Raw genomic sequence first — 25,109 nt, forward strand, 5'->3', positions numbered from 1 at the left:
GGCATGGAGAACTCCGTGACGCCCACGCACTGCCCGTACTGCGCCCTGCAGTGCGGGATGAACCTGACGCCCGCGCCCGACGGGACCGTCGAGGTCAGCGAGCGTCCGGATTTCCCGGTGAACCGGGGTGCGCTGTGCGGCAAGGGCCGTACCGCGGCGGCGGTGCTGTCGCCCGACGTCCGCCTGACCTCCCCGTTGGTGCGCTCCGCCGGCACGCTCGTGCCCGCCACCTGGGACGAGGCCCTGGACCGGATCGCCGAGGGGCTGTCCCGCACGCGTACGGAACATGGCCCGGACGCGTGCGGGGTCTTCGGCGGAGGCGGCCTGACGAACGAGAAGGCGTACACGCTCGGCAAGTTCGCGCGGGTGGTCCTTGCCACCTCGCAGATCGACTACAACGGCCGCTTCTGCATGTCGTCGGCGGCGGCCGCCGGGATCAAGGCGTTCGGGCTGGACCGCGGGCTGCCCTTCCCCCTGGAGGACATTCCGAGGACGGGGTGCGTGATCCTCGTCGGCTCCAACCTCGCGGAGACCATGCCGCCGTCCCTGCGGTTCTTCAGCGAGCTGCGGGAGAACGGCGGCACGCTGATCGTCATCGACCCGCGCCGCACGAAGACCGCCGAGCAGGCCGACCTGCATCTGGCGCCCCGCCCGGGCACGGATCTCGCGCTGGCACTGGGGCTGTTGCACCTGATCGTCGCCGAGGGACGGGTCGACGAGGCGTACGTCGCCGAGCGCACGGTCGGCTGGGAGGACGCCCGCGCGGCGGCGATGGCCCACTGGCCGGAGTACGTGGAACGGATCACGGGAGTGTCCGTACCTCAACTCCGGGAAACGGTACGGATGTTCTGCGAGCCGGAGAACGCGATGGTGCTCACCGCGCGCGGGCCCGAGCAGCAGTCCAAGGGCACGGACACCGTGGGCGCGTGGATCAACCTGTGCCTGGCGACCGGCCGCGCGGGCCGTCCGCTGTCCGGATACGGGTGCCTGACCGGGCAGGGCAACGGGCAGGGCGGGCGCGAACACGGCCAGAAGGCCGACCAGTTGCCCGGCTACCGCAAGCTGGACGATCCGGCGGCGCGGCGGCATGTCGCCGAGGTGTGGGGCGTGGACCCCGACTCGCTGCCCGGGCCCGGGCGCAGCGCGTACGAGCTGCTGGACGCGCTCGGCACCGACATCAGGTCATTGCTGGTGATGGCGTCGAACCCGGTGGTGTCGGCGCCGCGCGCCGCGCACGTCGAGGAGCGTCTGCGGTCGCTGGACTTCCTCGCCGTCTGTGACGTGGTGCTCTCTGAGACCGCCGAGCTCGCGGACGTCGTGCTGCCGGTCACCCAGTGGGCGGAGGAGGCGGGCACCACCACCAACCTGGAGGGCAGGGTGCTGCTGCGCCGGCAGGCGATCACCCCGCCCGAGAACATCCGCAGCGATCTGCGGGTCATGCACGAACTGGCCGCACGTCTCGGCGTGGAGAAGGGCTTCCCGACCGACCCCGAGGAGGTCTTCGAGGAGCTGCGTCGGGCCAGCGCGGGCGGACCGGCGGACTACTCCGGGATCACCTATCGCCGACTGGCGGAGGAGAACGGCGTGTTCTGGCCGTGCCCGGCGACGGACGGGGACAGTAACGGGGGCGGGGACGGGGGCGGCTCCAAGGGTGCCTCGCCCGACGCGGGGTCCTCGCCCGACGCCGTGGCCGCCGCCTCGCCGCGGACGCCCGGAAGCCCGGACCCGGTCGCGGGCGACGGTGTCTCCGGCGGGCCGCATCCCGGCACCCCCCGTCTCTTCCTCGACCGTTTCGCCACCGCTGACGGCCGGGCCCGTTTCGTCGCCGTCTCGCATCGGGCGATCGCCGAGGAGCCCGACGACGAGTACCCGGTGCTGCTGACGACCGGCCGGGTCGTGGCCCAGTACCAGTCCGGCGCCCAGACCCGCCGCGTCGACGAGCTGAACGCCGCCGCGCCCGGTCCGTTCGTCGAGCTGCACCCACGGCTCGCGGAGCGGCTCGGCGCGGCCGAGGGCGACCCGGTGGCCATCGTGTCCCGGCGGGGCCGGGCCGTGGCGCCGGCCCGGATCACGACCACGATCCGCCCGGACACCGTGTTCATGCCCTTCCACTGGTCCGGCGAGGGCCGCGCCAACACCCTCACCAACCCGGCGCTCGACCCGACTTCACGCATGCCGGAGTTCAAGGCGTGCGCGGTGCGGCTGGAGACGGTGGAGCCTTAGAGGCGCTGGGCCGGGCTCACCCGGCCGACCAGTCGCCGCTCCCGATGGCCTTCCCGCGGGCGCGCAGGTATGCGGCCACGGAGGGCGCGGCGACGTACACCCAGGCCTGTACGGCCCGCCCGTCGGCGTCGAGGATCACCTCGCGCTCCACGCGTTCGTAGAGGCTGCGCGTGTCCCCCGGCGCGTACTCCTCCAGCCGGTCCAGCGCGACCAGCAACTCCCCGTACGCCTCGGGCAGCGCGGTGACGATCTCGCCGTGCACCACTCCCCCGCGTTCCTCCACGGCGTACGGATAGCCGGGCCCCTCGTACAGCACCGCGCCGATGAGCCGGCCCGGTTCCTCGGACCGGGTGCGGCCACGCAGGAACCGGTCGTGGTTGGGCTCGCCGGGGCGGAGGGTGCCGTAGACGAAGAAGGGCAGTTTCTGGGCGCTCACAGAAACGATTCTCACCCCTCACATACCTCCGCATCCGCGCCATAGACATGACATGTCTATGGCGCCTTAAATCTTGATCAAGATCTGCGGATCCCCCCACATCACGCCCCACCCTCTCTGCCGTCGCGTCCCCACGTCACGCCCCACCCTCTCTGCCGTCGCGTCCCCACGTCACGCGCCACCCTCACGCCCCGCGTGCCCCCTTCACGCCCTCACGCCCTCTCAGGCGCCTTCCCGAGGAGACCGATGAGCCGGATACGGCCGTACGCCCGAGGCACCCGTCGTCTCGCCACCGTCGGCGCAGCCGCCACCACCGCCACCTTGCTGACCGCCGCGCTCAGCCCCGCCGCCGGCGCGGCCGACCGGCCGACCCGGGCCTCCGCGATCGAGAACGCGGCGTCGGTGCTCGCGGACCGGGCCGCGGCTCTGGGTCTCACCGACGCACAGGAGACGACCGTCCGGGACGTCGTGGTGGACGCGGACGGCACGCAACACGTCCGCTACGACCGTACGTACCGCCAACTGCCCGTTCTAGGCGGGGACTTCGTGGTCCACCTGGCCCCCGACGGCAGCTACCGCAGCACCGACCTCGCCACGAGGGGCGCGATCTCGCTCGCGAGCGTCACCCCGAAGCTGTCCGCTCCCAAGGCCGCCGACCTCGCGGTGAACGCGCTGCGCGCCGTCAACCTCGGCGAGACCCTGCGCAGGATCACCGCCAAGTCGCAGCTGGTCGTCGACGCCCTGCACGGCACCCCGAAGCTGGCATGGCGGACGAACGCCGTCGCGCAGGACTCCCTCGGCAACCCCACCGCGCGGACGGTCCTGACGGACGCCGGAACGGGCACCCAGATCGACTCCTGGAACACCATCGAGACGGCGTCGGGCGACGGCAAGTCCCTTTACAGCGGCACAGTTGCGCTGGAGACGACGCTGTCGGGATCGACGTACCAGCTGAAGGACGCCACGCGCGGGAACACGTACACCGGTGACGCGGCGAACCAGACCGACCGTTGTGTCCTGACGGTCTGCCTGAGCCGGGCCCCCTCGACGGTCTTCACCGACGCGGACAACCACTGGGGCACCGGCAAGGCCGCCGACCGCGCCTCGGCCGCGGTGGACGCGCAGTACGGCACGGACGAGACCTGGGACTACTACAAGGACGTCCACGGCCGTAGCGGCATCGCGGGCGACGGCAAGGGCTCGTCCAACCGCGTGCACTACGGCAACAAGTACAACAACGCCTTCTGGGACGACAGTTGCTTCTGCATGACGTACGGCGACGGTGACGGCACGACGTTCGGTCCGCTGGTGTCGCTGGACGTGGCCGGCCACGAGATGTCCCACGGTGTGACGTCGAAGACGGCGGCACTGGCGTACTCGGGCGAGTCGGGCGGCCTCAACGAGGCCACGTCCGACATATTCGGCACCCTGGTGGAGTTCCACGCCGGCAACTCCTCCGACCCGGGCGACTACCTGATCGGCGAGAAGGTCGTCCGCTCCGGCTTCGGCCGGGACGCCCTGCGCCGCATGGACAAGCCGTCCGTGGACGGCAACTCGGTGGACTTCTGGAGCAGTTCGGTCAGCGACCTCGACGTCCACTACTCGTCCGGAATAGCGAACCACTTCGCGTACCTGCTGGCCGAGGGAAGCGGCGCCAAGAGCATCAACGGCGTCGCCTACGACTCCCCCACCTACAACGGCTCCACGGTGACGGGGATCGGACGGGGCAAGCTGGGTGCGATCTGGTACCGGGCCCTGACGGTCTACATGACGTCCTCGACGAACTACGCGGGCGCCCGCACGGCGACCCTGAGCGCGGCGAAGGACCTCTACGGGGCCGGGAGCACCGAGTACGACGCGGTGGCGGCGGCCTGGAGCGCGGTCAACGTCAATTGATGGTCACGGCCGTGGGTACGTGATGCGGCTGCCTCGGCTTTCGGGCCGGGGCAGCCGTCACGACGCCCTATGACCGCCGTGCGGTCAGCCAGGTGTGCGTCGGGCGGCATTCCAGCTTGCCGTCCACGACTCGGCACCAGGTCTGGTAGTCGGAGGAGTAGAGGCGCTCGCCGAGCCAGTCGTAGTCGTGCGCGCCGGGACGGTGCGGGGGCCTGGTGGCGACGAAGTTGGACGCGTCGTCGGTGCTGCCCGTGCCGTCGTAGCGGGCGACCTGGGGGTACGGGTAGACGGGGCGGGTGCGTGTGGTGGTGCCGCCGGTGCTGCCGGCCGCGACGATCCGGCCGGGCTTCGTGGCGCTCTCCGCCCACGCCATCACCGGGGTGAGGACGTCGAAGGTGTTCGGCCCGTCGCCGCCTCCGCAGTGCGCCACGCCCGGGAACATGTACAGCTCGGCGAACCGGTCGACGGCGGCGCCACCCATGGTGTCGCGCAGCGCGTCGTAGTACGCCAGCGTGCCCTGCGGTGAGATGTGCTGGTCGTTCCAGCCGTGCCACAGCAGCAGCTTGCCGCCGCTGTGCCGGAAGGCGCTCAGGTCGGGGTCCAGGGCCGCGAGATAGCTGGAGGACTGGACCGTCCGCCAGAAGGACTCGGCCGTGAACTCCAGGTCGGAGAGCTGGAAGTCGGGGTCCGGGGCGATGGTACGGGCGAGGTAGCGCGCGAAGGACGTCACGAAGTTCTCGCTGGCCACCGTCTGGCCCTGGGCGCGTGGGACGAACAGGGTCCACTCCAGCTCCGATCCCCATTCGTGCGAGACCGCGAGTTCCAGCCTGCGACCCTTGGCGTCCGTGGCGCCGTCATGCAGCCGCTTGACCACGGCGGCCTGCGCCGCGGTGAGACAGGTCGACGGGTCCTGGCCCACGGCGCACACCAGTGTCCGCGGGTCGAAGTCGCAGCGGCGCGGGTCGTCGAGCAGGCCGTCCGTGAGGCCGTCCAGCGCGTCGCAGGCGTCCAGCACGGCCCGGTGGATCAGGGGCAGCCGGTCGGCGAGCAGGATGTAGTCGCCGTTCTCGTCCTTGTTCGTCAGGACGTTCCACGCGTGGTGGAAGGTGTTCTGCACGACCATGTTGTTCGCGGGCGCCCCGGCGGCGATGCCGTCGAAGTCGTCGGGGTAGCGCTGCGCCTCCATCAGCGCCTCACGGCCGCCGTCGGAGCAGCCGGTGAAGTAGGAGTACGCGGGGCGCTGCCCGTAGAAGCGGGTGATGACCGCCTTGGTGACCTGGGCGGTCACATGGACGCCCCGGTAGGCGAAGTCGATCTGGGCCTGCGGGTTGCCCAGCGCCCAGGAGCCGTCGTTCAGGCCCTGGTGCCCCATGTCCGTGGTGGCGCTCGCGACCGTGCCGTCCCGGACCACCGGACAGGTGGACGCCTGGCCGTAGTTGATGCTGGCGGTTCCGCACAGGCCGCCGCAGCCGGTCTGGACGTAGCGCTGTGTCCAGCCGTCGACCGGCAGGCGCATCACCACGGTGTTCGCCGGGGCGACGGTGCCCTTCACCTCGCAGTAGGGGGCGCTCGCGCCGGTGGCCACGACGGTCGCGGAGGTGATCGTGACCGGGGCGTCGGTGACCCCGTCCAGATCGAGTCCCCGCACGTCCGCGCAGTCCATCACGGGCCGCAACGCGGGCAGGTCGGCCAGGCCGTCCGCCGTGAACACGCGCCGGGACTCGGGGGCGGCGGCGGGGCTCCCGACGGCGGAGCTCGCCGCTCCGGCCGGCCCCGACATCACCACGAGCAGCACGGCCGCGCAGGCGCCGGCCACCGCTCTCGCTCGGCCGCGCACGAAGGACCAGGACATGGGTTCCCCTCTCGGGTGGGCGAATGGCGCGGGTAGCGTGACGCACGTCAGAGATATCGTCAACGATTTGGGCAGCAATTTGGCCAGGGGGCGGCCGGAGTGTGGTGCAGGGTGCGACCCGGAGCGTGGCGCGGAGTGCGACCCGGGGCGTGATCGGCAGGTCGCCCGGGACGGCCGTCACCCGTTCACACCCTCGGCCCTCCGCCCTTCGAGGCCTCTTTCCGCGCACCTCCTCCGGACCCCGGTGACCAGCCGAAACGCCGGGCGGATCAGCCCTCGGCGCCTCCCTCCTGACACCCATTCACCCCATTTTTGACCATCCCTCAGGAAGCGGTCCGGGCTCGCTGCCACTTACCTCGTAAGGGCAGTCCCCACCGAAACAGCTCGAGGGAGCACCGATGCGACGTACCGCCCGCCCGCTGACCGCTGCCGCGCTCGCCGCGGTCGCCGCGGGCCTCGCCGCCGCGCCCGCGTACGGCGACGGCACCACCGGCCTGGAGGTGTCCCCGTCCTCGGTCGTGCCGGGCGGACAGGTCACGGTGGCAACGGCGTCCTGCGGGGAGGTCGGTACGGCGGGCGACGCCGGCGCGGTGGGCGCCGGTGTCTTCACGCTGGCGCCCAGTGCTGACGAGGGCGAGGCGATCGGGCAGTTCCGGGTGCCGCCGAGCGCGCAGCCGGGGACCTACGAGATCGTCGCGACCTGCGCGGAGGGCGGCCGGCGAGTGACCGGTGACCTGGTCGTCACGCTGACGTCCCAGCGTGAGCCGGTGTATCCCCGGGGGAGTGTGAAGACGGGGATCGGCGGCGCACTTGGCCCCGATCCCGTACAGACCGCGGCCGGAGTGGCGGCTCTCGCCGTCGCCGCCGCGGGCGGTACCTGGCTCCTGCATCGCCGGGCGAGAGGCGACGGGATCTGACGGACACCCTCCGCTGTCCGTCCGCCGGTACCGCGTGTCCCCTCCCCCTCCGGATCCGACGCCCCTCGCGGCCCGGAGGGGGAACGGGGACCCCAGCAACGGGACCCCGACGAGGAGAGAAAGAGAAGGGGACCCCGGCCAGAAGAGAGGTCGAGCGCCATGCGCAGGCTCGGGAACGCCACCATAGCCGCCGTCACCGCGGCGGCCCTCTGCACCGGGGCCTGGCTGCTGCGCAGCGGCGCCGAGACACACGCCCCGCCGCAGCCGTCCGCCGCGCAGGCGCACGCGGGCCGCGACGCCGGGCAGGACACGCGGCGGTCCGCGGCGCCGGGTGCGCCCGCGCTGCCGGCCTCCACGCCCGACCGGATCCGCATCCCCTCGATCCGGGTGAACGCGCCCCTGACGGGCCTCGGCCTCACCCCGGCCGGCAGCCTCGACGTGCCGCCCGCCGCGCGGGAGAACCTCGCCGGCTGGTACGAGGCCGGCACCACGCCCGGGGAGACGGGCACCGCGATCGTCGCCGGGCACGTCGACAACGCCGACGGTCCCGCCGTGTTCTACGACCTCGGCGCGGTGAAGAAGGGCGCCACGGTCGAGGTGGACCGGCGGGACGGCACGGTCGCCGTCTTCACCGTGGACGCGGTGGAGGCCTACGAGGCGAGGACCTTCCCGGACGCGAAGGTGTACGGCGCCGCCGCGCGACCCGAGCTGCGCGTGATCACCTGCGGTGGCGGCTACTCACGGAGCACCGGTTATCAGGGGAACGTCGTCGTCTTCGCGCACCTCACGGGCAGCCGCTGACCTGCGAGCAGGTCCACCCGTCCCCAGGCGCCCGGCGCGCCAGGTCCACCCGCCCCGGGCGCCCGGCGGCCCCAGCGCCTCGTTCAGGGAGATCCCCAGGGGGTGAGCGAGTACTCCACCCAGCCGTGCGCGAGCGGTCCGCACCTCACAGTGCTCCCCCACCCCCCGCCCCGAACCCTCACACCCGCCCCCCGTCCCCGCTGAGGGCAGCGTTCCCCGCGGGAAACAGACGTGATGCGACCGGGTAACACCCGCAACGCACGCTCCTAGGCATGACCTCGAATACGCGTGTGGTGGTGATCGGCGCCGGGCTCGCGGGCGTTCGACTCGCCCGTCGGCTCGGTGAGCTGGGCACGCCTGTGACGCTCATCGGCGAGGAGGAGCACCGCCCGTACAACCGGGTGCTCCTCGCCGAGGTGCTGGCCGGGCGCTACAGCCCCGAGGTGATCGCCCTCCCGGCGCCCGCCGATCTGATCCGCTCCCGGGTCACCGGCATCGACCGGGACGGACGGACCGTCGAGTGCGCGGACGGTTCGAAGATCGCATACGACACGCTGGTCCTGGCCACCGGCTCCAACCCGGTGCTCCCGCCGCTGCGCGGCCTGTTCACCCCCGACCATGTCCTCCCCGAGGGCGTCCACGCCTTCCGCACCATGGACGACTGCCTGGGCCTGTCCGAGGCGGTCCGGCCGGGTGCGAAGGCGGTCGTCATCGGCGGCGGCCTCCTCGGGGTCTCGGCGGCCCGCGCGCTCGCCCTGCGTGGCGCCCAGGTCGTCCTCGCCCAGCAGTCCGAGCGGCTGATGGAGCGCCAGCTCGACCCGGCCGCCTCCAAGCTGGTCCACCGGCACCTGAAGGACCTCGGCGTCGAGATCCACACGGAGTGCCGGGTACGGGACGTGCGCTGCGTCGGCGGCATGGTCCGCTCGGTCGAGATGGCCGACGGTTACACCCTCGACGCCGACCTGGTGGTCCTGGCCTGCGGGGTCCACCCGCGCGTGGGTCTCGCCCAGGCCGCGGGCCTCGACGTACGCAAGGGGATCGTCGTCGACGACGAACTCCGTACGTCCGACCCGCACATCCGGGCCGTCGGCGACTGCGTGCAGCACGACGGCACGGTGTACGGCCTGGCCGCTCCGGCCCTCGAACAGGCCGACGCGCTCGCCGAGTTGCTCGCCGGCGAGGCGGGCACGGCGGGCGACCTCAGCGCCCGCTACACCGGCACCCGTTCACTCACCCGGCTCACCCTCGCCGGACAGAGCGCCTTCGACCTCGCCGCGTTCGGCGAGACGGAGGCCCGTCCCGGCGACGACGTGATCCAGCTGGCCGACGCCACCCGAGGCACCTACCGCAAGGTCGTCGTCCGCGACGACCGCCTGGTCGGCGGGGTCCTCGTCGGCGAACTCGGCACCGTCGGCGCGCTCGCGCGCGCCTGGGAGGGAGCAGAGCCGCTCCCGTCCGACGGCGGGCCCCTGCTCCACCTGCTCACCAACGACGGAGGCTCCTGATGACTGCCGCCCCGGGGGCGAACCCCACGATCGTGCTCGTCGGCCATGGCATGGTCGGCCAGCGCTTCCTCGAAGCGCTCGCCGAGCGCGGCCTGACCGCCACACACCGCGTGGTCGTGCTGTGCGAGGAGCCGCGTCCCGCGTACGACCGCGTGGCGCTCACCTCGTACTTCTCGGGCAAGACGCCCGAGGACCTCTCCGTGACCGACATGGAGTTCATCAAGGACCACGGCATCGAGCTGTACGTCGGTGACCCGGCGGAGACGATCGACCGCGAGGCGCGCCGGGTGACCGCACGCTCGGGCCTGGTCGTCGACTACGACGTCCTGGTGCTCGCCACCGGCTCGTACCCCTTCGTCCCGCCCGTCCCGAACAAGGACGCCGAGGGCTGCTTCGTCTACCGCACGATCGAGGACCTCCTCGCGATCGAGGAGTACGCCAGGACGAGGACGACGGGTGCGGTGGTCGGCGGCGGTCTGCTCGGGCTGGAGGCCGCGGGCGCGCTGAAGGGCCTCGGGCTCACCTCCCACATCGTGGAGTTCGCGCCGCGCCTGATGCCGGTCCAGGTCGACGAGGGCGGCGGCGCCGCGCTGCTGCGGACCATCGAGGACATGGGCCTGTCCGTCCACACGGGCGTGGGCACGCAGGAGATCGTGGTCGACGAGTCCGGCGCGGTCACCGGCATGAAGCTGTCCGACGGCTCCGAACTCGCCACCGACCTGGTGGTGTTCTCCGCCGGTGTCCGCCCCCGCGACCAGCTGGCCCGCGAGAGCGGCCTCACGGTCGGCGAGCGCGGCGGCATCGCTGTCGACGAACAGTGCCGGACCGTCTCCGACCCGCACGTGTTCGCGATCGGCGAGTGCGCGCTGGCCTCCGACGGCCGGGTGTACGGCCTGGTGGCCCCCGGTTACGAGCAGGCCGAGACCGTGGCCGCGACCATCGCGCGGGACGAGGCGGAGTTCACCGGCGCGGACCTGTCCACCAAGCTGAAGCTGCTCGGCGTGGACGTGGCGTCCTTCGGCGACGCGCACGGCGCGACCGAGGACTGCCTGGACGTCGTCTACTCCGACTCCCGCTCGGGCCTGTACAAGAAGCTGGTCATCGGCCGCGACGGCACGCTGCTCGGTGGCATCCTGGTCGGCGACGCGGAGGCGTACGGCACGCTGCGCGCCTTCACCGGGTCCGTGCCGCCCGTCTCTCCTGAGTCGCTGGTCCTGCCGGCCGGCGCCGGGGAGTCCGTCCAGCTCGGCCCCTCCGCCCTCCCGGACGAGGCGGTCATCTGCTCCTGCCACAACGTCAGCAAGGGCACGATCCGCGGCGCGGTGACGGAGCACTCCTGCACCACCGTGCCCGAGGTGAAGAAGTGCACCAAGGCCGGTACCGGCTGCGGCAGTTGCGTCAAGGTCCTCGGCCAGCTGGTCACCGCCGAGCTGGAGGCGAGCGGCGTCGAGGTCGACAAGGGCCTGTGCGGCTGCTTCTCGCAGACCCGCGAAGAGCTGTACGAGATCGTCCTCGCCCTGCGCATCAACACCTACCAGGACCTGCTGGACCGCTACGGCCGCGACGACGCCCGGGGCGGCGACGGCTGCGACATCTGCAAGCCGGCGGTCGGCTCGATCATCGCCTCCCTCGCCCCGACCATCGGCGCGAGCGGCTACGTCCTCGACGGTGAGCAGGCGGCGCTCCAGGAGACCAACGACCACTTCCTCGCCAACCTGCAGAAGAACGGCTCGTACTCGGTCGTCCCCCGCATCCCCGGCGGTGAGATCACCCCCGAGGGCCTGATCGTGATCGGTGAGATCGCCCGCGACTTCGGCCTCTACACGAAGATCACGGGTGGTCAGCGGATCGACATGTTCGGCGCGCGCGTCGAACAACTGCCGCTGATCTGGACCCGGTTGGTGGACGCCGGCTTCGAGTCCGGGCACGCATACGGCAAGTCCCTGCGCACGGTGAAGTCCTGCGTCGGCCAGACCTGGTGCCGCTACGGCGTCCAGGACTCCGTCCGCATGGCGATCGACCTGGAGCTGCGCTACCGGGGCCTGCGCTCCCCGCACAAGCTCAAGTCGGCGGTGTCGGGCTGCGCCCGCGAGTGCGCCGAGGCCCAGTCGAAGGACTTCGGCGTCATCGCCACCGCGAGCGGCTGGAACCTGTACGTCGGCGGCAACGGCGGCGCCACCCCGCGCCACGCGGACCTGCTCGCCCAGGACCTGACGGACGCCGAACTGATCCGCCTGATCGACCGGTTCCTGATGTTCTACATCCGCACGGCCGACCGCCTGGAGCGCACCTCGACCTGGCTGGAGCGGATCCCGGGCGGCCTGGACCACGTGCGGGACGTGGTCGTGGAGGACTCCCTCGGCATCTGCGAGGAGCTGGAGTCCCTGATGACGGAGCACGTCGCGCATTACGCCGACGAGTGGGCGACGACCATCAACGACCCCGAGAAGCTGTCGCGGTTCGTCTCCTTCGTGAACGCCCCCGACACCCCCGACCCGGTCGTCGGCTTCATCCCGGAGCGCGACCAGATCAAGCCCGACCTGCCGCTGCTGTCCATCGGCATGCGCCCCACCGGTAACCCGGCCGACGTCCTGGAAGGAAGCGCCCAGCGATGACCCTGGCACCCGAGACGACCGACCTGAAGGTCCAACTCCAACTGGACCCGGGCGACGACGCCTGGTTCACCGTCTGCGACCTGACCATGCTGCTGCCGGGCCGCGGCGTTGCGGCGCTGCTGCCCGACGGCAGCCAGGCCGCCCTCTTCCGCGACCGCGCGGGCGAGGTGTACGCCATCGACAACCGTGACCCGTTCAGCGGCGCGGCGGTCCTCTCCCGGGGCCTGACCGGCACCCACCAGGGACGGCCGTTCGTCGCCTCCCCCCTGCTGAAGCAGCGCTTCGACCTGGAGTCGGGGCAGTGCCTGGACGACGAGGCGGTGCGTGTGGCCACGTACGAGGTGCGCGTCTCGTAATCGCGATCGCGGCCGCCGTGCTGTACCGGCGGTGGCGGTGTGGGTGGCCGCGTCACACCTTCAGGGCGTCGTAGGTCACCCCCGTGAGCTGCTCGGAGGCACCCCAAAGCCGTTCCCCCGCCCGGTCGTTGAGGGTCCACGGAGCTCGCCAGGACCGTCCGGGAGCGCCGCGCCACATCGCGAGGGACGGTCCGGTGAACGAGTCGGGGCGTACGTCCGGCGCGGTCGCCGCGTAGAGCGTGGGGAGCGCGCCGGACGCGGCGGACTGGGCGAAGTACCGGTTGCCGATGCGCATGAACCGCTCGCTGCCCTTGCGGCCGGACATCCGGGGCCCCGCGGTCTGGAGGTTGGTGTCCGCGTACCCGGGGTGGGCCGCCGCCGCGACCACGTCCGAACCGTGAGCCGCCAGCCTGCGTGCCAGCTCGTGCGTGAACAGCAGGTTTGCGGTCTTGGAGCGGGCGTAGGCGGTCCACCGCCGGTAGCGGCGCTCGCTGTTGAGGTCGGTGATGTCGATGTTGGACAGCGCGTGGACCGGGCTGGAGACGGTCACCACACGCGCGCCCTGCGTGCCGAGCAGCGTGGGCAGCAGCCGCCCGGTGAGCGCGAAGTGGCCCAGGTGGTTCACGCCGAACTGCGTCTCGAACCCGTCGGCCGTCGTCCCGTACGGCAGCGCCATCACGCCCGCGTTGTTGACGAGCAGGTCGAGCCGGTCGTACGAGAAGGCGTCCGCGAACTCCCGTACGGAGGCCAGGTCCGCCAGGTCCAGGCGGATGACCTCCGCTTCCGCTCCCGGGACTTCGGCGGTCAGCCGGTCGACCGCCGCGGTGCCCCTGGCCTCGCTGCGACACGCCAGCACCACCCGGGCGCCCCTGCGGGCCAGCTCCCGGGCGGTGACGTACCCGATGCCGCTGTTGGCTCCGGTGACGACGGCGACACGGCCGCTCTGGTCCGGGACGTCCTTCTCGCTCCAGCCGGACATGGCCGACCTCCCTTGGCTGACGGGTGGGCTCAGCCTACGAGCGGGGAGCGCCCGGCGTAATCGTCGGGAACAGGACGCGTGTCCAGGTAGAACCATTCGGCTCCGGGGCCGGGGCCCGGATCGGGGCTCGGGGCGAAGGCGGCGGTGTTGTGGTGGTGCGTGAGGGTGGGTGCGGGGGGTCGTACGGGTATCGGCTGCTCGGTGGGGGCGGGTGTGGCCGATGCTGTTGCCGGACCCGGCATCAGCAGTTCCACCCGCAGCCCGATCCCCCGCTGCTGCGCGGTGAACTCCTCGATCTGGTTGCGGCAGGCATGGTCCAGGTGGGTGACACCGGTCAGGTCGAGGCGGATCCTCGGTTTGCCGGAGGCCGCCGCGGCCTCCAGTGCCTCGATGACCTTCGGCAGGCGCAGGAAGGTCGCGTTGCCGGCCATGACGACCTTCGCGGTGTCGTCCTCGACGTGCTGCCGGATCACGGTCTGCGACATCCTGAGCGCGGCCAGCACGATTCCCGCGGCGAGCCCGATCAGTACGCCCTCCAGCAGCGCGGTGGCCACGATAACCAGCGTGGTGAGGGTCATCACCGCGAACTCGCCCCGGTCCTGGCGCCACATCTTCGGGAACTCCGCCGGCCCGAACAGCTTCCAGCCGCTGTGCACCAGAACACCGGCGAGCACCGAGATCGGGATCAGCGCGAGCACCTGCGGCAGCAGCATCGCGAAGGCGAGCAGCCACAGCCCGTGCAGCGTCCGGGAGAGCCGGGTCTTCGCGCCCGCCTGGACGTTGGCCGAACTGCGGGCGACCACGGCCGTGATGGGGAGCGCGCCCAGGACACCCGCGATGGTGTTCCCGGCGCCCTGGGCGATGAGCTCGGTGTTGTAGCGGGTGCGCGGGCCGCTGTGCATACGGTCCACCGCGGCCGCCGTGAACAGGCTCTCCGCGGAGGCGATCACCGTGAAGGTGAGTACGGAGGTGATGATCGCCACGTCAGCGAGCCCCGCGAACTGCTCGGCGCCCGGCACCTGCACGGAGGCGATCAGATCGCCGACCTGGAGCGTCTTCACGTCCACCCCGGGCAGCGCCGCGACCGCGATGCCGATACCGACGGCGACCAGCGCGGCCGGGATCTTCTTCGCGGGCCCGGGCACCTTCTTCCACACGAAGCTCAACACGACGGTGAGGACTCCGAGCAGCGTGGCGATCATCGCCTGCCGGTCGGTCAGGATGCCCGCTACCAGCCCGGGGATCCCGGCCATGTTCTCGATAGGGACGCCGGGCGCCTTGGCGTCGGCCATCGGGTAGGCCTGGCTGAACATCAGCGGCAGCCCGATGCCGGCCAGCATGCCCTGGACCACGGCGAGGGAGATCGCCTGGAACATCCGGCCGAGCCGGACCAGTCCGAGGACGATCTGCAGGATCCCGGCGCACAGCACGATCACCCCGAGCATGGCCACGCCGTGCTCCGCGACGGTCTCCGCGACCAGCGCGGCGAGTCCGGCGGCGGGCCCGCTGACCTGGAGCGTGCTGCCCCGCACCGCCCCGACCACCAGTCCGCCGATCACCCCGGAGATGATCCCCAGTTCGGCCGGCACCCCGGAGGCGACGGCCACGCCGATGCACAGCGGCAGCGCGACCAGGAAGACGACGAGGGAGGCGGTGATCTCGGTGCCGAGGTCGGGCTTGGGGCCCTTGCCGGGGCGGGATGCCGGCGTCGGCGAGGTCGTCGTGTCCTTGGTCGGCGCCTCTGGCGCTGCTGTCGCTGCCCCTCGCGCTGCTGTCGCTGCCCCTGGCGCCGTTGTCTCGGTCCAGTTCGGCGCGTCCATCGCGTTCGGCGCGCTCCTGGTCGCCGTCCTCGACCCGCCCCACGTCCTGCCCCGCGCGTGCGCCCCGCTCATCCGGCGTGCACCCGGAAGCTGCCGTCGTCGTCGAGTTCGTACACCCGCCCGGTGTCGATCTCGTAGTACCAGCCGTGCAGCCGCAGCCGGTCCTCCTCCAGCCGCTGCCGCACGATCGGGTAACTGCGCACCGCGGCCAGCTGGTTGACGACGTTGCGCTGCGCCACGTCCGACAGGGACGGGTCGAAGGAGTCCGCGGAGGCGCCGGACGTGCCGGTGAGGACCGAGGCCAGGTCGGGGCGGGCCAGGTCGAGCCAGGCGTCCACGCCCGGCAGCGCGGTCAGGTCGTCGCCGGACTTCAGCGCGCCCATCGCCCCGCAGTGTGAGTGACCACACACGACGACGTCCTGAACCCCGAGCACCTCCAGCGCGTACTCGATGGTGGCGGCCTCACCCGACGCCCCGGGCCGCCCGTACGACGGGACGATATTGCCCGCGTTCCGCAGCTCGAATATCTCGCCGGGACGGGCGCCGGTAATGAGCGCGGGTATCACCCGCGAGTCCGAGCAGGTAATGAAGAGCGCCTCGGGATATTGCCCCTCGGCCAGTTTTCGGTATTCGCCGCGCTCACCTTCGACCCGCTGCGTGAATGTGCGGGCGCGGTCCAGCAGTGCCTTCAACTCCGCCTCCTCATCAGGGAGTTCGATCCGTTCACCACACCGTAGGGGAGCACACACCAGAGGAAGGTTAAGCAAACCCCAGAGCCCGGACAGGAATTGAACATTCTTTGTCGGGGCGCGCGCGGGTACTGTCGTCTTGTAGCGTGTCGGTGCCAGGATGTGAAATGCGAATACGGGCTGCCTGGATTCACACCGATTCACGTATTCATGGAGAGACGGGACGCATGGGCCTACGAGTGCTGCTCATCGAGGACGACGAGACGATCGCGGAACCGCTCGCCGAGGGGCTCGGACACTTCGGGCTGACGGTCGATCACGTGGCCACCGAAACCGACGGCCTGAGAGGTCCGTACGGCGATGTCGTCCTGCTGGACCTGGGACTGCCGGACATGGACGGCATCGACGTCTGCCGGGGCATCCGCCAGGTCTCCGACGTCCCCATCCTCATCCTCAGCGCGCGCGGGGAGGAGACCGACCGGGTGCTGGGCCTGGAACTGGGCGCCGACGACTACCTGTCGAAGCCGTTCAGCGTACGGGAGTTGGTGGCACGGGTGCGGGCGGTGACCCGGCGGACCCAGTGGGCGGCGCAAGGTGCGGCGCAGGGTGCGGGGCACGGGACGGCGCAGGGGACCGCGCAGGGGACCGCGCAGGGCACGGCGCAGGGCGCGGCGTTTGGGGCGTTCGAGCCGACGGCGGCCGAGCCGGACCCGATGTCGGCGCCGGGCGCGGCGGCATCGTCGTACGAGCCCGGCCCGCTGGTCGTCGACCGCCGTACCCGGCAGGTCTGGGTCGGCGAGGTGCCGGTCTCGCTCACCCCGAAGGAGTTCGACCTGCTGGCGCTGCTCACCGAGGACCCGGGCGCGGTCTGCTCCCGGCAGCAGATCCTGGACCGGGTGTGGGACCCGCACTACGAGGGTCCGACGAAGACACTGGACGTCCATGTCGCCGCACTGCGACGGAAGTTGGGTCACCCCGGGTGGATCCAGACCCTGCGCGGGGTCGGCTTCCGGCTGGCGGTGCACACCGGGCCGGGCGAGGGCGCGCACAGCGGGCTGGTCGAGGGCCTGCACACCGGACCGGCCGAGGGCCCGCACACCCGGCCCTTCGAAAGCAGGCCCTTCGAAAGCCTGCACACCGGGCCCGTCGACTACCTGCGCACCCGGCCGGTCGCGGGCTCGCACTCCAGCTGGGACGCGCGGCCATGACCCGCCGGCTGCTGGTCAGCTATCTCAGCCTGGCCGCGCTCGTCCTGCTCTGCCTGGAGATCCCGCTCGGCTTCGTGTACTCGCGCGGCGAGCGGGAGCGGGTGATCACCGCGGCGAAGGACGAGGCCGAGTCGGTCTCGGCGTACGCGGCGCTGTCCCTCGCCACCGGGCGGGCCGAGCAGGAGCTGCCCGGCCGGGTGGCGCACTGTGCCGCCCGGATCGGCGGGAAGGTGGTGGTCGTCGACGGTACGGGCACTCCGCTGGCCACCTCGCACCCGCTCACCGCCGAGGCCTCGCACGCGCTGGCCTCCCGCCCGGGCCTCGCGGCGGCGCTGCGCGGCACGTCCACGGTGGACGTGCGCACCTCCACCATCGGCGGGGTCCAGTACCTGTCGGTCGCCGCGCCCGTCGGCCACGGCGTCCGGCCGGAGGGCGCCGTGTGGCTCACGGTGCCGACCCAGATGGTGCACCAACGCGTCCACCACATCTGGCTGTTGCTGGCCCTCGGGGGTCTCGGCGTCCTCACCGCGGTCACCTTCGCCGCGTTCGCCATCGCCCGCTGGACCGGCCGCCCGATCCGCGAACTGGAGCGCGCCACACACGAGTTGGCGATCGGTGGCCGCGCGGGGCCGGTGACGGTGACGGTGACCAAGGGCCCACCCGAGGTCCGTAGCCTGGCCGCCGCCTTCAACCGTACGGCGGCCCGCCTCGCCCATCTCCTGGACTCCCAGCACGCGTTCGCGGGCGAGGCCTCGCACCAGCTCAAGACGCCGCTCGCGGCACTGCGGCTGCGCCTGGAGAACCTGGAGCCGAACATCTCCGACCGTGGCCGCTCCAGCCTCACCGCCGCCGTCACCGAGACGGACCGGCTGGCCCGTATGGTCGAGGGCCTGCTGGCGATGGCCAGACTGGAGGAGGACGCGGCGACGCCGGGACCGGTCGACGTGGGCGCCCTCTGCGCGGAACGCCACCACACCTGGGCGCCGCTCTTCGCCCGACAGGGCGTCTTCCTGGTCCTGTTCGCGGGCGGCGTGGGCCCGGTGCTCGCACTGCCGGGGTCCATCGAGCAGATCCTCGACAACCTGCTCTCCAACGCGTTGCGCGCCTCCCCGCCCGCCACCACGGTGACCATCGAACTGCGTCGGCACGCCCCGTCCCGCCGCGCGCTGCGCGACGCCCGCCCTTCCTGGGTCGACCTGCACGTCAGCGACGAGGGCCCGGGCATGACGACGGAGCAACGCGCCCGCGCCTTCGACCGCTTCTGGCGCGCGCCGGGCGCCCCCAAGGGCGGTACGGGCCTCGGCCTCGCCCTGGTCCAACGGCTCGCGCACGCGAGCGGCGGCGAGGCGAGCCTGCGCACCGCCGACACGGGCGGCCTGGACGCGGTGATCCGCCTGCCGTCCGCTCAGCCGTCACCGGGCGGTCACACCATGGGCAGAACGGGCCCGCGCCGCCGGGAGCCCGTACCGCGGATCGGCCGAGAGCCGTCGGTGACCGGTGGCGGCCATGTGGACCGTGCCCCCATTTCACGACGCGTCCATGACACGTCTACCCCCAGCCTCTAGGGTCCGAGACCGCGCCACCCCGCCGCCGATCGGTGGCGGGCCGGTCACGACACCCCTTGGAGCAAGCGTGGAACGTCGTACCTTCCTGCGTGCGGCCGCGATCGGCGGCTCCTCCGCCGTTCTGGGCGGAACCCTGTGGCGCGGCGCCGCGTACGCCGCCCCCGCCCAGCCCGGCACGGGCCCCTACGGCGCGCTCGGCGCACCGGACACGAACGGCGTCCGTCTGCCGAGCGGCTTCACCAGCCGGGTGATCGCCCGTTCCGGCCAGACGGTCACGGGAACGTCGTACACCTGGCACAACGCCCCTGACGGCGGCGCCTGTTACGCGGACGGCACGGGCTGGATCTACGTCTCGAACTCGGAGATCAATCCGTCGGGCGGCGCGAGCGCGGTGCGGTTCTCCTCGGCGGGTGCCGTCACCTCCGCCTACCGCGTCCTGTCCGGGACCCGGCAGAACTGCGCGGGCGGCCGAACGCCGTGGAACACCTGGCTGTCCTGCGAGGAGGTGTCACTCGGTTACGTCTACGAGACGGACCCCTGGGGCGTGAAGGCCGCGGTGCGCCGGGACGCGATGGGCCGCTTCAAGCACGAGGCGGCCGCCGCGGACCCGGTCCGCGAGGTGGTCTACCTGACCGAGGACGAGACGAACGGCCGCTTCTACCGCTTCATACCGACGACCTGGGGCGATCTGTCCTCCGGCACCCTCCAGGTCATGGTCGCGGGCAGCGCCACATCGGGCTCGTTCACCTGGGCGAACATCCCCGACCCCGACGGCTCCCCCACCACCACCCGCACCCAGGTCTCCGGCTCGAAGTCCTTCAACGGCGGCGAGGGCTGCCACTACGCCGACGACACGGTCTGGTTCACCACGAAGGGCGACAACCGCGTCTGGCAGCTCAACCTCACGACGAACACCTACGAGTTGGCCTACGACGACTCCCTCATCACCTCCGGCACCGCCCCCCTCACCGGCGTCGACAACATCACCGGCACCCCTTCCGGCGACCTGTTCGTCGCGGAGGACGGCGGCAACATGGAGATCTGCGTCATCACCCCGGACGACGTGATCGCCCCGTTCCTGCGCGTCGACGGCCAGTCGGGCTCGGAGATCACCGGCCCGGCCTTCTCCCCTGACGGCACCCGCCTGTACTTCTCCAGCCAGCGGGGGACGAGCGGGAGTTCGTCGGGCGGGATCACGTACGAGGTGAAGGGCCCGTTCCGCTTGTAACGAACCATCACAAAAAAGCCACACCTCTTACACGTACCGTCACTCGGCATTACGGTCATCCCCTCACGTACGACCCTCGGGGGATGACATGACCAATCCGTACACCACGACGCGCCCTGCTCCCAGATGGGCTCGGAAACGGTACGTACTCCCGGCCCTGGGCCTGGCGTTCTTCCTCGGCATCGGGGCGGGGGCGGCGGACGGGGACGGCACGAAAACGGACGCGAAGCCGGCATCCGCCGCACCCCGCCCCACCGTCACCGTGACCGCCACGACAACCGCGACCCCGCCCGCCGAGGATCCCGAACCCGCCCCGACCGTGACCGCGACGAAAACAGTCAAGGTCACCAGAACAGTCACGGCGACGCCGGCCACGGACGGCTCAGGAACCACCGACGACACCTCAAGCAACGACGACGTCTACTACGCCAACTGCGACGCGGTCCGAGCAGCGGGCGCGGCCCCCATCCACCAGGGCGAGCCCGGTTACGCCTCCCACCTGGACCGCGACAACGACGGCGTGGCCTGCGACACCTGATCCGACGCGGTGACAGGGCTCTGGCATAGTGCCACGCTGCTCCGCTGATTCCGACACACGAGCGGGAGGGCGGCACCCCCGCACAGGGTGTATGGCTGGCTTCCTGACCTGGGAAGCCAGCCATTGTTCATGCCCTCAGGGCACTCTCAGACGTCGTTCTCTTTCCGAACCTCACGTGTGGTTTTCGCTGGTCCGGCATGAGATGGCGGCCCGCACGGAAGTCTCGGTCCGTTGCTGACCGAGATGTCGTGTGGGTGGCGGATGCCGTCGATGCGGGCGGTGCTGGAAGCGCGGCAGAAGGCCGCGGCGGTGCGGGTGGAAGATCTCGAAGCGGAGCTGGAGCGGGTGCGGGCGGCTCTGGCTGAGGCGGAAGAGGTGCTCAGATTGCCGCGCTCGGCTCCGGCTTGCGGCCCTCCGCCCGGCGGACGCGCGCCTCGCGCAGCCGTTCATGCCGCTCTGCCACCCAGCCCCGTATCGCGCCAGCGGGCAAAGAAGGCGTAGACCCGTGGCCAGGGCGGGAAGTCGGAGGGCATCGCCCGCCATTTGATGCGGTTGTCGACGAGAAAGCGCACCGCGTCGATCATCTGCCGGTGGCAGTAGCCCTCCGGCCGCCCGCCCCGGCCCGCCAGCCATCCCGGCACCGGCAGCAGATCCCGCACCGACGCCCACTCAGCATCGCTCATGTCCGAGCCGTACCAGGGTTGGCGTTCTGGCCGGTCCGCCGCGTTCCCGAACCGGTGGGCGAGACGGTCACACCCAGGAGTGGACGGACTGGCCTCTTGCTTCTCGCTGGACCCGACAACCACGAGCTACCAAGAGGCCCTTCCATCATGCCCCGACGTCAGCCAACTCACCCGATCCAGGAACCCGTTCGAAGAAGACCGAGCACACGAATGGATTGAGAACGGTCAGTCAGCCCAAGGACGGTGAGTCGCATCGCTCACGGGTGCGCAGCGGTCGACATGCCCGCCATGCAGCAGAGAGGAACCCGCGTGTCTGAGTGGTCGCAGTCTCGATCAACGTAGCGGCCACAGGCGGCGTAGTGCGCGGCACACGGCGTCGATCAGGGCGCTCAGCATCTGTTGAGCAGCCGTGCGGCGGTAGTCATGGCGAGACCAGACCGCCGGCAGGACGACTCCAACGAAGAGCAGCAGGAAGACTGCCAGGACAAGGATCCCGACGGGACCGAGCGTGATCACGAGAGTGTTGAGTGAAGTGGGCATGGGCTGGCTCCCAGCGAGTAGCGGTGACGTTGCGCCGCTAAGCGTGCGGTGGGTTGCCTGCAGCAGTCCCAAAATCGGGAGTAATTGGGATTCGTCTGCCATCACCGCAGGTCGGGGCCTAACCTGAAGTGCCGCGTGGGTACAACGCGGTACGTAGATGGGCGGGGGCCACAAGGTGACGAAGCGCAGCGACAACAGCTCGGCCGAAGCGGCACGCGAGACCTTCGCGCGCCGCTTGCGTGACCTGCGGGACGCATCAGGAGCGAAGAATGCCGACGTCGTGGCGGCTTCCGCTCGTCTTGCTCGGAAGGCCGGCGGGGGCCGGGAGTTGACCGCCAACGCGGTTACTCGGCTTCTGTCAGGCCGCTCGGCTAAGGCACCTGACTGGGAAGTGTTGCTCGCCTACGTTCAGGCTTGCCAACTTCATGCGCGCACCGCGCAGGCCCCTGCAGTCGATCATCTGTACGTCCCGGGCACTTGGAAGACCGAACACACCTCCCTGGTCAGGGCTTTGGAGCGATCCGAGCCAGCCTCTTCTGATGGCAAGGGGACGAGTTCGCGACAGATTGAGGCGGCCCTCGCCGCCTACGCTCAGCGTGTCCGCGAGTCATGGGGGCACCTAGACCTGGAAGTTCTGCTGCCGCTCGATGACCAGGGCCGCCATCCTGCGATTCGTCTCCGTGAAGTCTTTATCGAGCCGGGTGTTCGTTCCGACCCTCCGCCCGTTGAGCTGCCGCGCGAACTGGTACGCCGCTTGGAGGAATCAGGGGAGTTACCAAACCCTGACCATCTACCGAGCGGTGTCGTGGAGTCTCTCAAGCAACTGCAAGATGCCTACGCGCAGCGTCCGGTGCGCGGCATCCTGCAGGTGCTTGACGAAGAAGATGCGCGCAAGACCGTGGTGCTAGGTGACCCTGGTGCCGGTAAGTCCACGCTGGCCAAATACCTTGCTCTCTCCCTGGCAGTCCGGCGGCCTTGGAGTGTCCCTCTCAATGCCCTGGAGAGCAGAGTAGGCATAGTGGTGGAATTGCGGCAGTATGCTGAGGCTCAGTGGGTAAAAGGAACCTTCGAGAATTTCCTCGAACATCGTCACGCCCAAACTGGCCTGTCTGTGCCGTCAGCGGTGTTACAGCATCTACTCCGATCTAATCGCGCTCTCATCATTTTTGATGGCCTTGACGAGATTTTCGATCCCAAAGTGCGCCAAGCTGCGTCCGAGCAGATTGCTGCGTTTGCTGCTCGTTGGCCCTTAGCTCGCATCGTGGTGACCTCCCGAGTCATTGGCTACAAGCGTCACGTTCTCGACGGAGCCAGCTTCGCTCACTATATGCTGCAAGATCTCGACCACGAGCAAATTGCAACGTTTACCAAACGCTGGTACAGCCTCTCCTGTCCTACGGATACTGAACAGGCTATTCGGCTAGCAGAGCGGCTACAGAGTGCCGTTCGCGATTCACGTCCGGTACGCGAGTTGGCGGGTAATCCACTCCTATTAACCATTCTGGCCATCGTAGGTCGTCGTCAGCCGCTACCCAAAGACCGTCTCGGCGTTTATCGTCAGGCCGTCACGGTCCTTACCGCCCAATGGGATCAACAGGCCAAGCACCTGCAAGCTGACTTGCCTCCGGCTATCAAGGACGTCCTTGATGCGCTCGATCGAGGCGAGGTACTGATGATGCTGGCCCGCGCCATGCAGGCCGGCACTGCTGGCCTAGCCGGTAACCATATCTATGGGGAAGATCTTGAACATCTGTTGCGTAGCCATCTGGAGGATTACGGCCTTCCGCCTGGTCCAGCCTCCAATGGCGCGCGCGCACTGCTTTCGCAACTACGTGAAAGAAACTTCATCCTTGCTCGCTATGGAGGCGAGGTTTATGGATTCGTACACCGAGCTTTCCTCGAGCACCTCGCCGCAGCTGATATCTACAACCGCTACACCCGTGCCAGGGAATGGAGCCCTCAAGAACTTCTTGATGATGTAATCGCGCCTCATGCAAGTGATCCTGCCTGGCACGAAGTTCTCCTGCTACTAATTGGCCAGCTTGAACCCATCGACGCCGCCGGTGCAATCGATTGCTTCATTTCCTCGCATCAAGAACGGCGCAACCGTCACGATGCTTCTCTGCTGGTCCTCGCCCTGCGGGCCCTCGCCGAGGTTCCCAAGATCGGGCTACTGAATAGTCAGAGTGTGTGTGTAATTCGCGCTACTATGGGATTCCTCAATTCGTCAGTGCATGATTCCCTAGCAGCGGCGTATCCGGCCTTCGCGTCGTTCAGTCCATACTGGGTTGGTCGTGAACCTTTTCTGGCTTGGTTTCGCACACGCGGGCAGTTCTCTCCCAGTGTCGATACTCCCCAATTGGTGTGCAGACTGCATCCAGATCGCGCTGAACTGAGCCGTTTTGCTTGCTCCTCATACAGTTCTTACGACCGAGGAGTTTTCGCTTCGGCTCTTGTTGAACAGTGGCCGGCAGATGACGAAATTCGTGCACTGCTGTTGCATTTGGCGCGTGACGACGAAGAAGAGCATGCGCGCCTTAAATTTTTTGAGGCGTTGGTCGAGGGATGGCCCGAGGATGACGACGTGTTTGCTCTGCTGTTTGATGTCGCTCGGAATAGCGACTCAGGAGGTTACCTGCGTCGTGGCGCGTTGCAGATTTTGGCGAAGCGGCGGCCGGAAGATGACGACGTCACTACCCTACTGCTTGACGCTGTCCGCGGCGACGGACAAGTGTTAGCACGCGTCGATGCATTGAAGGCCTTGGCCGAGCAACAGCCGGAAAACAATGAGATTCGCGCTCTGTGGATAAATCTCTTCCGGGGCCTCGATACGGATCCATTTTCGGGTCGTACCGCCCTTCAGGCTTTGGTTGAGCAGTGGCCCGAGCACGTTGAAGTCCGATCTCTGCTGTTTGATGTTGCCCGTAACGGCACCGCTTTCCTGCGTAGTGCAGCCCTTCGAATGTTGGTCGAGCGGTGGCCGGAGGATGGTGAGGTTCGCCCCCTGCTGTTCGATCTGGCCCGTGGCGATGAGGACGGGGACGCGCGCCTCGATGCCTTGAAGGTGTTGGTCGAGCGGTGGCCGGAGGATGGTGAGGTTCGCCCCCTGCTGTTCGATCTGGCCCGTGGCGATGAGGACGGGGACGCGCGCCTCGGGGCGTTGAAAGTGCGCCTCGATGCGTTGAAGGTGTTGGTCGAGCGGTGGCCGGAGGATGGTGAGGTTCGCCCCCTGCTGTTCGATCTGGCCCGTGGCGACGT

The 25,109-nt window shown here is 70.0% G+C and carries 19 protein-coding genes; 12 read left to right on the top strand and 7 right to left on the bottom strand.

All coding sequences use genetic code 11. From position 1 onward, the window contains the following. The first annotated feature begins 3 nt into the window (after nucleotides 1-3). Entirely contained in the window at nucleotides 4-2,223 is a 2,220-nt protein-coding gene (locus AB0H86_RS13475; RefSeq protein WP_362436729.1) for a molybdopterin oxidoreductase family protein, read from the top strand. Nucleotides 2,224-2,239: 16 nt separating this feature from the next. Here the strand turns inward: AB0H86_RS13475 and AB0H86_RS13480 are convergent, their stop codons facing one another. Further along, nucleotides 2,240-2,659, bottom strand: a complete 420-nt coding sequence (locus AB0H86_RS13480) for a gamma-glutamylcyclotransferase family protein (protein ID WP_362436731.1) — start codon at nucleotides 2,657-2,659, stop codon at nucleotides 2,240-2,242. A 246-nt stretch (nucleotides 2,660-2,905) separates the two neighbouring features. Here AB0H86_RS13480 and AB0H86_RS13485 point away from each other — a divergent pair, with 246 nt between their 5' ends. Continuing rightward, complete coding sequence (locus AB0H86_RS13485; RefSeq protein ID WP_362436733.1) at nucleotides 2,906-4,555, top strand: M4 family metallopeptidase; 1,650 nt, start codon at nucleotides 2,906-2,908, stop codon at nucleotides 4,553-4,555. Between the two features lie 67 nt (nucleotides 4,556-4,622). On the opposite strand, the gene AB0H86_RS13490 is transcribed toward AB0H86_RS13485, so the two are convergent. Then, entirely contained in the window at nucleotides 4,623-6,407 is a 1,785-nt protein-coding gene (locus AB0H86_RS13490) for a tannase/feruloyl esterase family alpha/beta hydrolase (protein WP_362436735.1), read from the bottom strand. A 398-nt stretch (nucleotides 6,408-6,805) separates the two neighbouring features. Here AB0H86_RS13490 and AB0H86_RS13495 point away from each other — a divergent pair, with 398 nt between their 5' ends. The 5 genes from AB0H86_RS13495 (at nucleotide 6,806) to nirD (ending at nucleotide 12,601) form a co-directional block, all read left to right on the top strand. Further along, a complete protein-coding gene (locus AB0H86_RS13495; RefSeq protein ID WP_362436737.1) occupies nucleotides 6,806-7,324 on the top strand; it encodes a hypothetical protein in 519 nt (172 codons plus the stop codon). A gap of 159 nt (nucleotides 7,325-7,483) precedes the next feature. After that, nucleotides 7,484-8,125, top strand: a complete 642-nt coding sequence (locus AB0H86_RS13500; protein WP_362436739.1) for a class F sortase — start codon at nucleotides 7,484-7,486, stop codon at nucleotides 8,123-8,125. Nucleotides 8,126-8,397: 272 nt separating this feature from the next. Next, nucleotides 8,398-9,630, top strand: a complete 1,233-nt coding sequence (locus AB0H86_RS13505; RefSeq protein WP_362436741.1) for an FAD-dependent oxidoreductase — start codon at nucleotides 8,398-8,400, stop codon at nucleotides 9,628-9,630. After that, nucleotides 9,630-12,245 carry a nitrite reductase large subunit NirB gene (gene nirB, locus AB0H86_RS13510; protein WP_362436743.1) on the top strand — a complete coding sequence of 872 codons (2,616 nt, stop codon included), beginning with the start codon at nucleotides 9,630-9,632 and terminating at the stop codon, nucleotides 12,243-12,245. The genes AB0H86_RS13505 and nirB overlap by 1 nt, the downstream gene beginning before the upstream one ends. Next, nucleotides 12,242-12,601: a nitrite reductase small subunit NirD gene (nirD, locus tag AB0H86_RS13515; RefSeq protein ID WP_362436745.1), complete on the top strand. Its 360-nt coding sequence runs from the start codon at nucleotides 12,242-12,244 to the stop codon at nucleotides 12,599-12,601. Before nirB ends, nirD begins: the two co-directional genes overlap by 4 nt. A gap of 52 nt (nucleotides 12,602-12,653) precedes the next feature. On the opposite strand, the gene AB0H86_RS13520 is transcribed toward nirD, so the two are convergent. Genes AB0H86_RS13520 through AB0H86_RS13530 form a run of 3 tightly spaced genes read right to left on the bottom strand, consistent with a single transcriptional unit; the run spans nucleotide 12,654 to nucleotide 16,092 of the window. Then, on the bottom strand, nucleotides 12,654-13,580 hold the full coding sequence (locus tag AB0H86_RS13520) for an oxidoreductase (RefSeq protein ID WP_362436747.1): 927 nt from the start codon (nucleotides 13,578-13,580) through the stop codon (nucleotides 12,654-12,656). 29 nt (nucleotides 13,581-13,609) lie between these two features. After that, nucleotides 13,610-15,472, bottom strand: a complete 1,863-nt coding sequence (locus tag AB0H86_RS13525; RefSeq protein ID WP_362436749.1) for a SulP family inorganic anion transporter — start codon at nucleotides 15,470-15,472, stop codon at nucleotides 13,610-13,612. Further along, nucleotides 15,469-16,092 (bottom strand): carbonic anhydrase, encoded by a 624-nt coding sequence (locus AB0H86_RS13530; protein ID WP_362436751.1) that lies wholly within the window; start codon nucleotides 16,090-16,092, stop codon nucleotides 15,469-15,471. Before AB0H86_RS13530 ends, AB0H86_RS13525 begins: the two co-directional genes overlap by 4 nt. A gap of 224 nt (nucleotides 16,093-16,316) precedes the next feature. Here AB0H86_RS13530 and AB0H86_RS13535 point away from each other — a divergent pair, with 224 nt between their 5' ends. From AB0H86_RS13535 to AB0H86_RS13550, 4 genes are all read left to right on the top strand, one after another. Continuing rightward, entirely contained in the window at nucleotides 16,317-17,297 is a 981-nt protein-coding gene (locus AB0H86_RS13535; RefSeq protein ID WP_362436753.1) for a response regulator transcription factor, read from the top strand. Then, a complete protein-coding gene (locus AB0H86_RS13540) occupies nucleotides 17,294-18,862 on the top strand; it encodes a HAMP domain-containing sensor histidine kinase (RefSeq protein WP_362436755.1) in 1,569 nt (522 codons plus the stop codon). The genes AB0H86_RS13535 and AB0H86_RS13540 overlap by 4 nt, the downstream gene beginning before the upstream one ends. Nucleotides 18,863-18,929: 67 nt before the next feature. Beyond that, nucleotides 18,930-20,090: an alkaline phosphatase PhoX gene (locus tag AB0H86_RS13545; RefSeq protein ID WP_362436757.1), complete on the top strand. Its 1,161-nt coding sequence runs from the start codon at nucleotides 18,930-18,932 to the stop codon at nucleotides 20,088-20,090. An 88-nt stretch (nucleotides 20,091-20,178) separates the two neighbouring features. Then, on the top strand, nucleotides 20,179-20,628 hold the full coding sequence (locus tag AB0H86_RS13550) for an excalibur calcium-binding domain-containing protein (RefSeq protein WP_362436759.1): 450 nt from the start codon (nucleotides 20,179-20,181) through the stop codon (nucleotides 20,626-20,628). A 446-nt stretch (nucleotides 20,629-21,074) separates the two neighbouring features. Here the strand turns inward: AB0H86_RS13550 and AB0H86_RS13555 are convergent, their stop codons facing one another. Beyond that, complete coding sequence (locus AB0H86_RS13555; RefSeq protein WP_362436761.1) at nucleotides 21,075-21,311, bottom strand: transposase; 237 nt, start codon at nucleotides 21,309-21,311, stop codon at nucleotides 21,075-21,077. 333 nt (nucleotides 21,312-21,644) lie between these two features. Continuing rightward, nucleotides 21,645-21,851 (bottom strand): hypothetical protein, encoded by a 207-nt coding sequence (locus AB0H86_RS13560; protein WP_362436763.1) that lies wholly within the window; start codon nucleotides 21,849-21,851, stop codon nucleotides 21,645-21,647. A 175-nt stretch (nucleotides 21,852-22,026) separates the two neighbouring features. Between AB0H86_RS13560 and AB0H86_RS13565 the strand changes: the two genes are divergently transcribed. Then, the coding region (locus AB0H86_RS13565; RefSeq protein ID WP_362436765.1) for an NACHT domain-containing protein at nucleotides 22,027-25,109 on the top strand (3,083 nt) is incomplete at its 3' end.

This window comes from Streptomyces sp. NPDC050997 (assembly GCF_040660135.1).
GTDB lineage: Bacteria > Actinomycetota > Actinomycetes > Streptomycetales > Streptomycetaceae > Streptomyces.

Bases quoted from the DNA above. Each gene is read 5' to 3' on its own strand.
- AB0H86_RS13475 (WP_362436729.1), top strand. From the start codon at position 4: ATGGAGAACTCCGTGACGCCCACGCACTGCCCGTACTGCGCCCTGCAG.
- AB0H86_RS13485 (WP_362436733.1), top strand. From the start codon at position 2,906: ATGAGCCGGATACGGCCGTACGCCCGAGGCACCCGTCGTCTCGCCACC.
- AB0H86_RS13490 (WP_362436735.1), bottom strand. From the start codon at position 6,407: ATGTCCTGGTCCTTCGTGCGCGGCCGAGCGAGAGCGGTGGCCGGCGCC.
- AB0H86_RS13495 (WP_362436737.1), top strand. From the start codon at position 6,806: ATGCGACGTACCGCCCGCCCGCTGACCGCTGCCGCGCTCGCCGCGGTC.
- AB0H86_RS13500 (WP_362436739.1), top strand. From the start codon at position 7,484: ATGCGCAGGCTCGGGAACGCCACCATAGCCGCCGTCACCGCGGCGGCC.
- AB0H86_RS13505 (WP_362436741.1), top strand. From the start codon at position 8,398: ATGACCTCGAATACGCGTGTGGTGGTGATCGGCGCCGGGCTCGCGGGC.
- nirB (WP_362436743.1), top strand. From the start codon at position 9,630: ATGACTGCCGCCCCGGGGGCGAACCCCACGATCGTGCTCGTCGGCCAT.
- nirD (WP_362436745.1), top strand. From the start codon at position 12,242: ATGACCCTGGCACCCGAGACGACCGACCTGAAGGTCCAACTCCAACTG.
- AB0H86_RS13520 (WP_362436747.1), bottom strand. From the start codon at position 13,580: ATGTCCGGCTGGAGCGAGAAGGACGTCCCGGACCAGAGCGGCCGTGTC.
- AB0H86_RS13525 (WP_362436749.1), bottom strand. From the start codon at position 15,472: ATGAGCGGGGCGCACGCGCGGGGCAGGACGTGGGGCGGGTCGAGGACG.
- AB0H86_RS13535 (WP_362436753.1), top strand. From the start codon at position 16,317: ATGGGCCTACGAGTGCTGCTCATCGAGGACGACGAGACGATCGCGGAA.
- AB0H86_RS13540 (WP_362436755.1), top strand. From the start codon at position 17,294: ATGACCCGCCGGCTGCTGGTCAGCTATCTCAGCCTGGCCGCGCTCGTC.
- AB0H86_RS13550 (WP_362436759.1), top strand. From the start codon at position 20,179: ATGACCAATCCGTACACCACGACGCGCCCTGCTCCCAGATGGGCTCGG.
- AB0H86_RS13555 (WP_362436761.1), bottom strand. From the start codon at position 21,311: ATGAGCGATGCTGAGTGGGCGTCGGTGCGGGATCTGCTGCCGGTGCCG.
- AB0H86_RS13560 (WP_362436763.1), bottom strand. From the start codon at position 21,851: ATGCCCACTTCACTCAACACTCTCGTGATCACGCTCGGTCCCGTCGGG.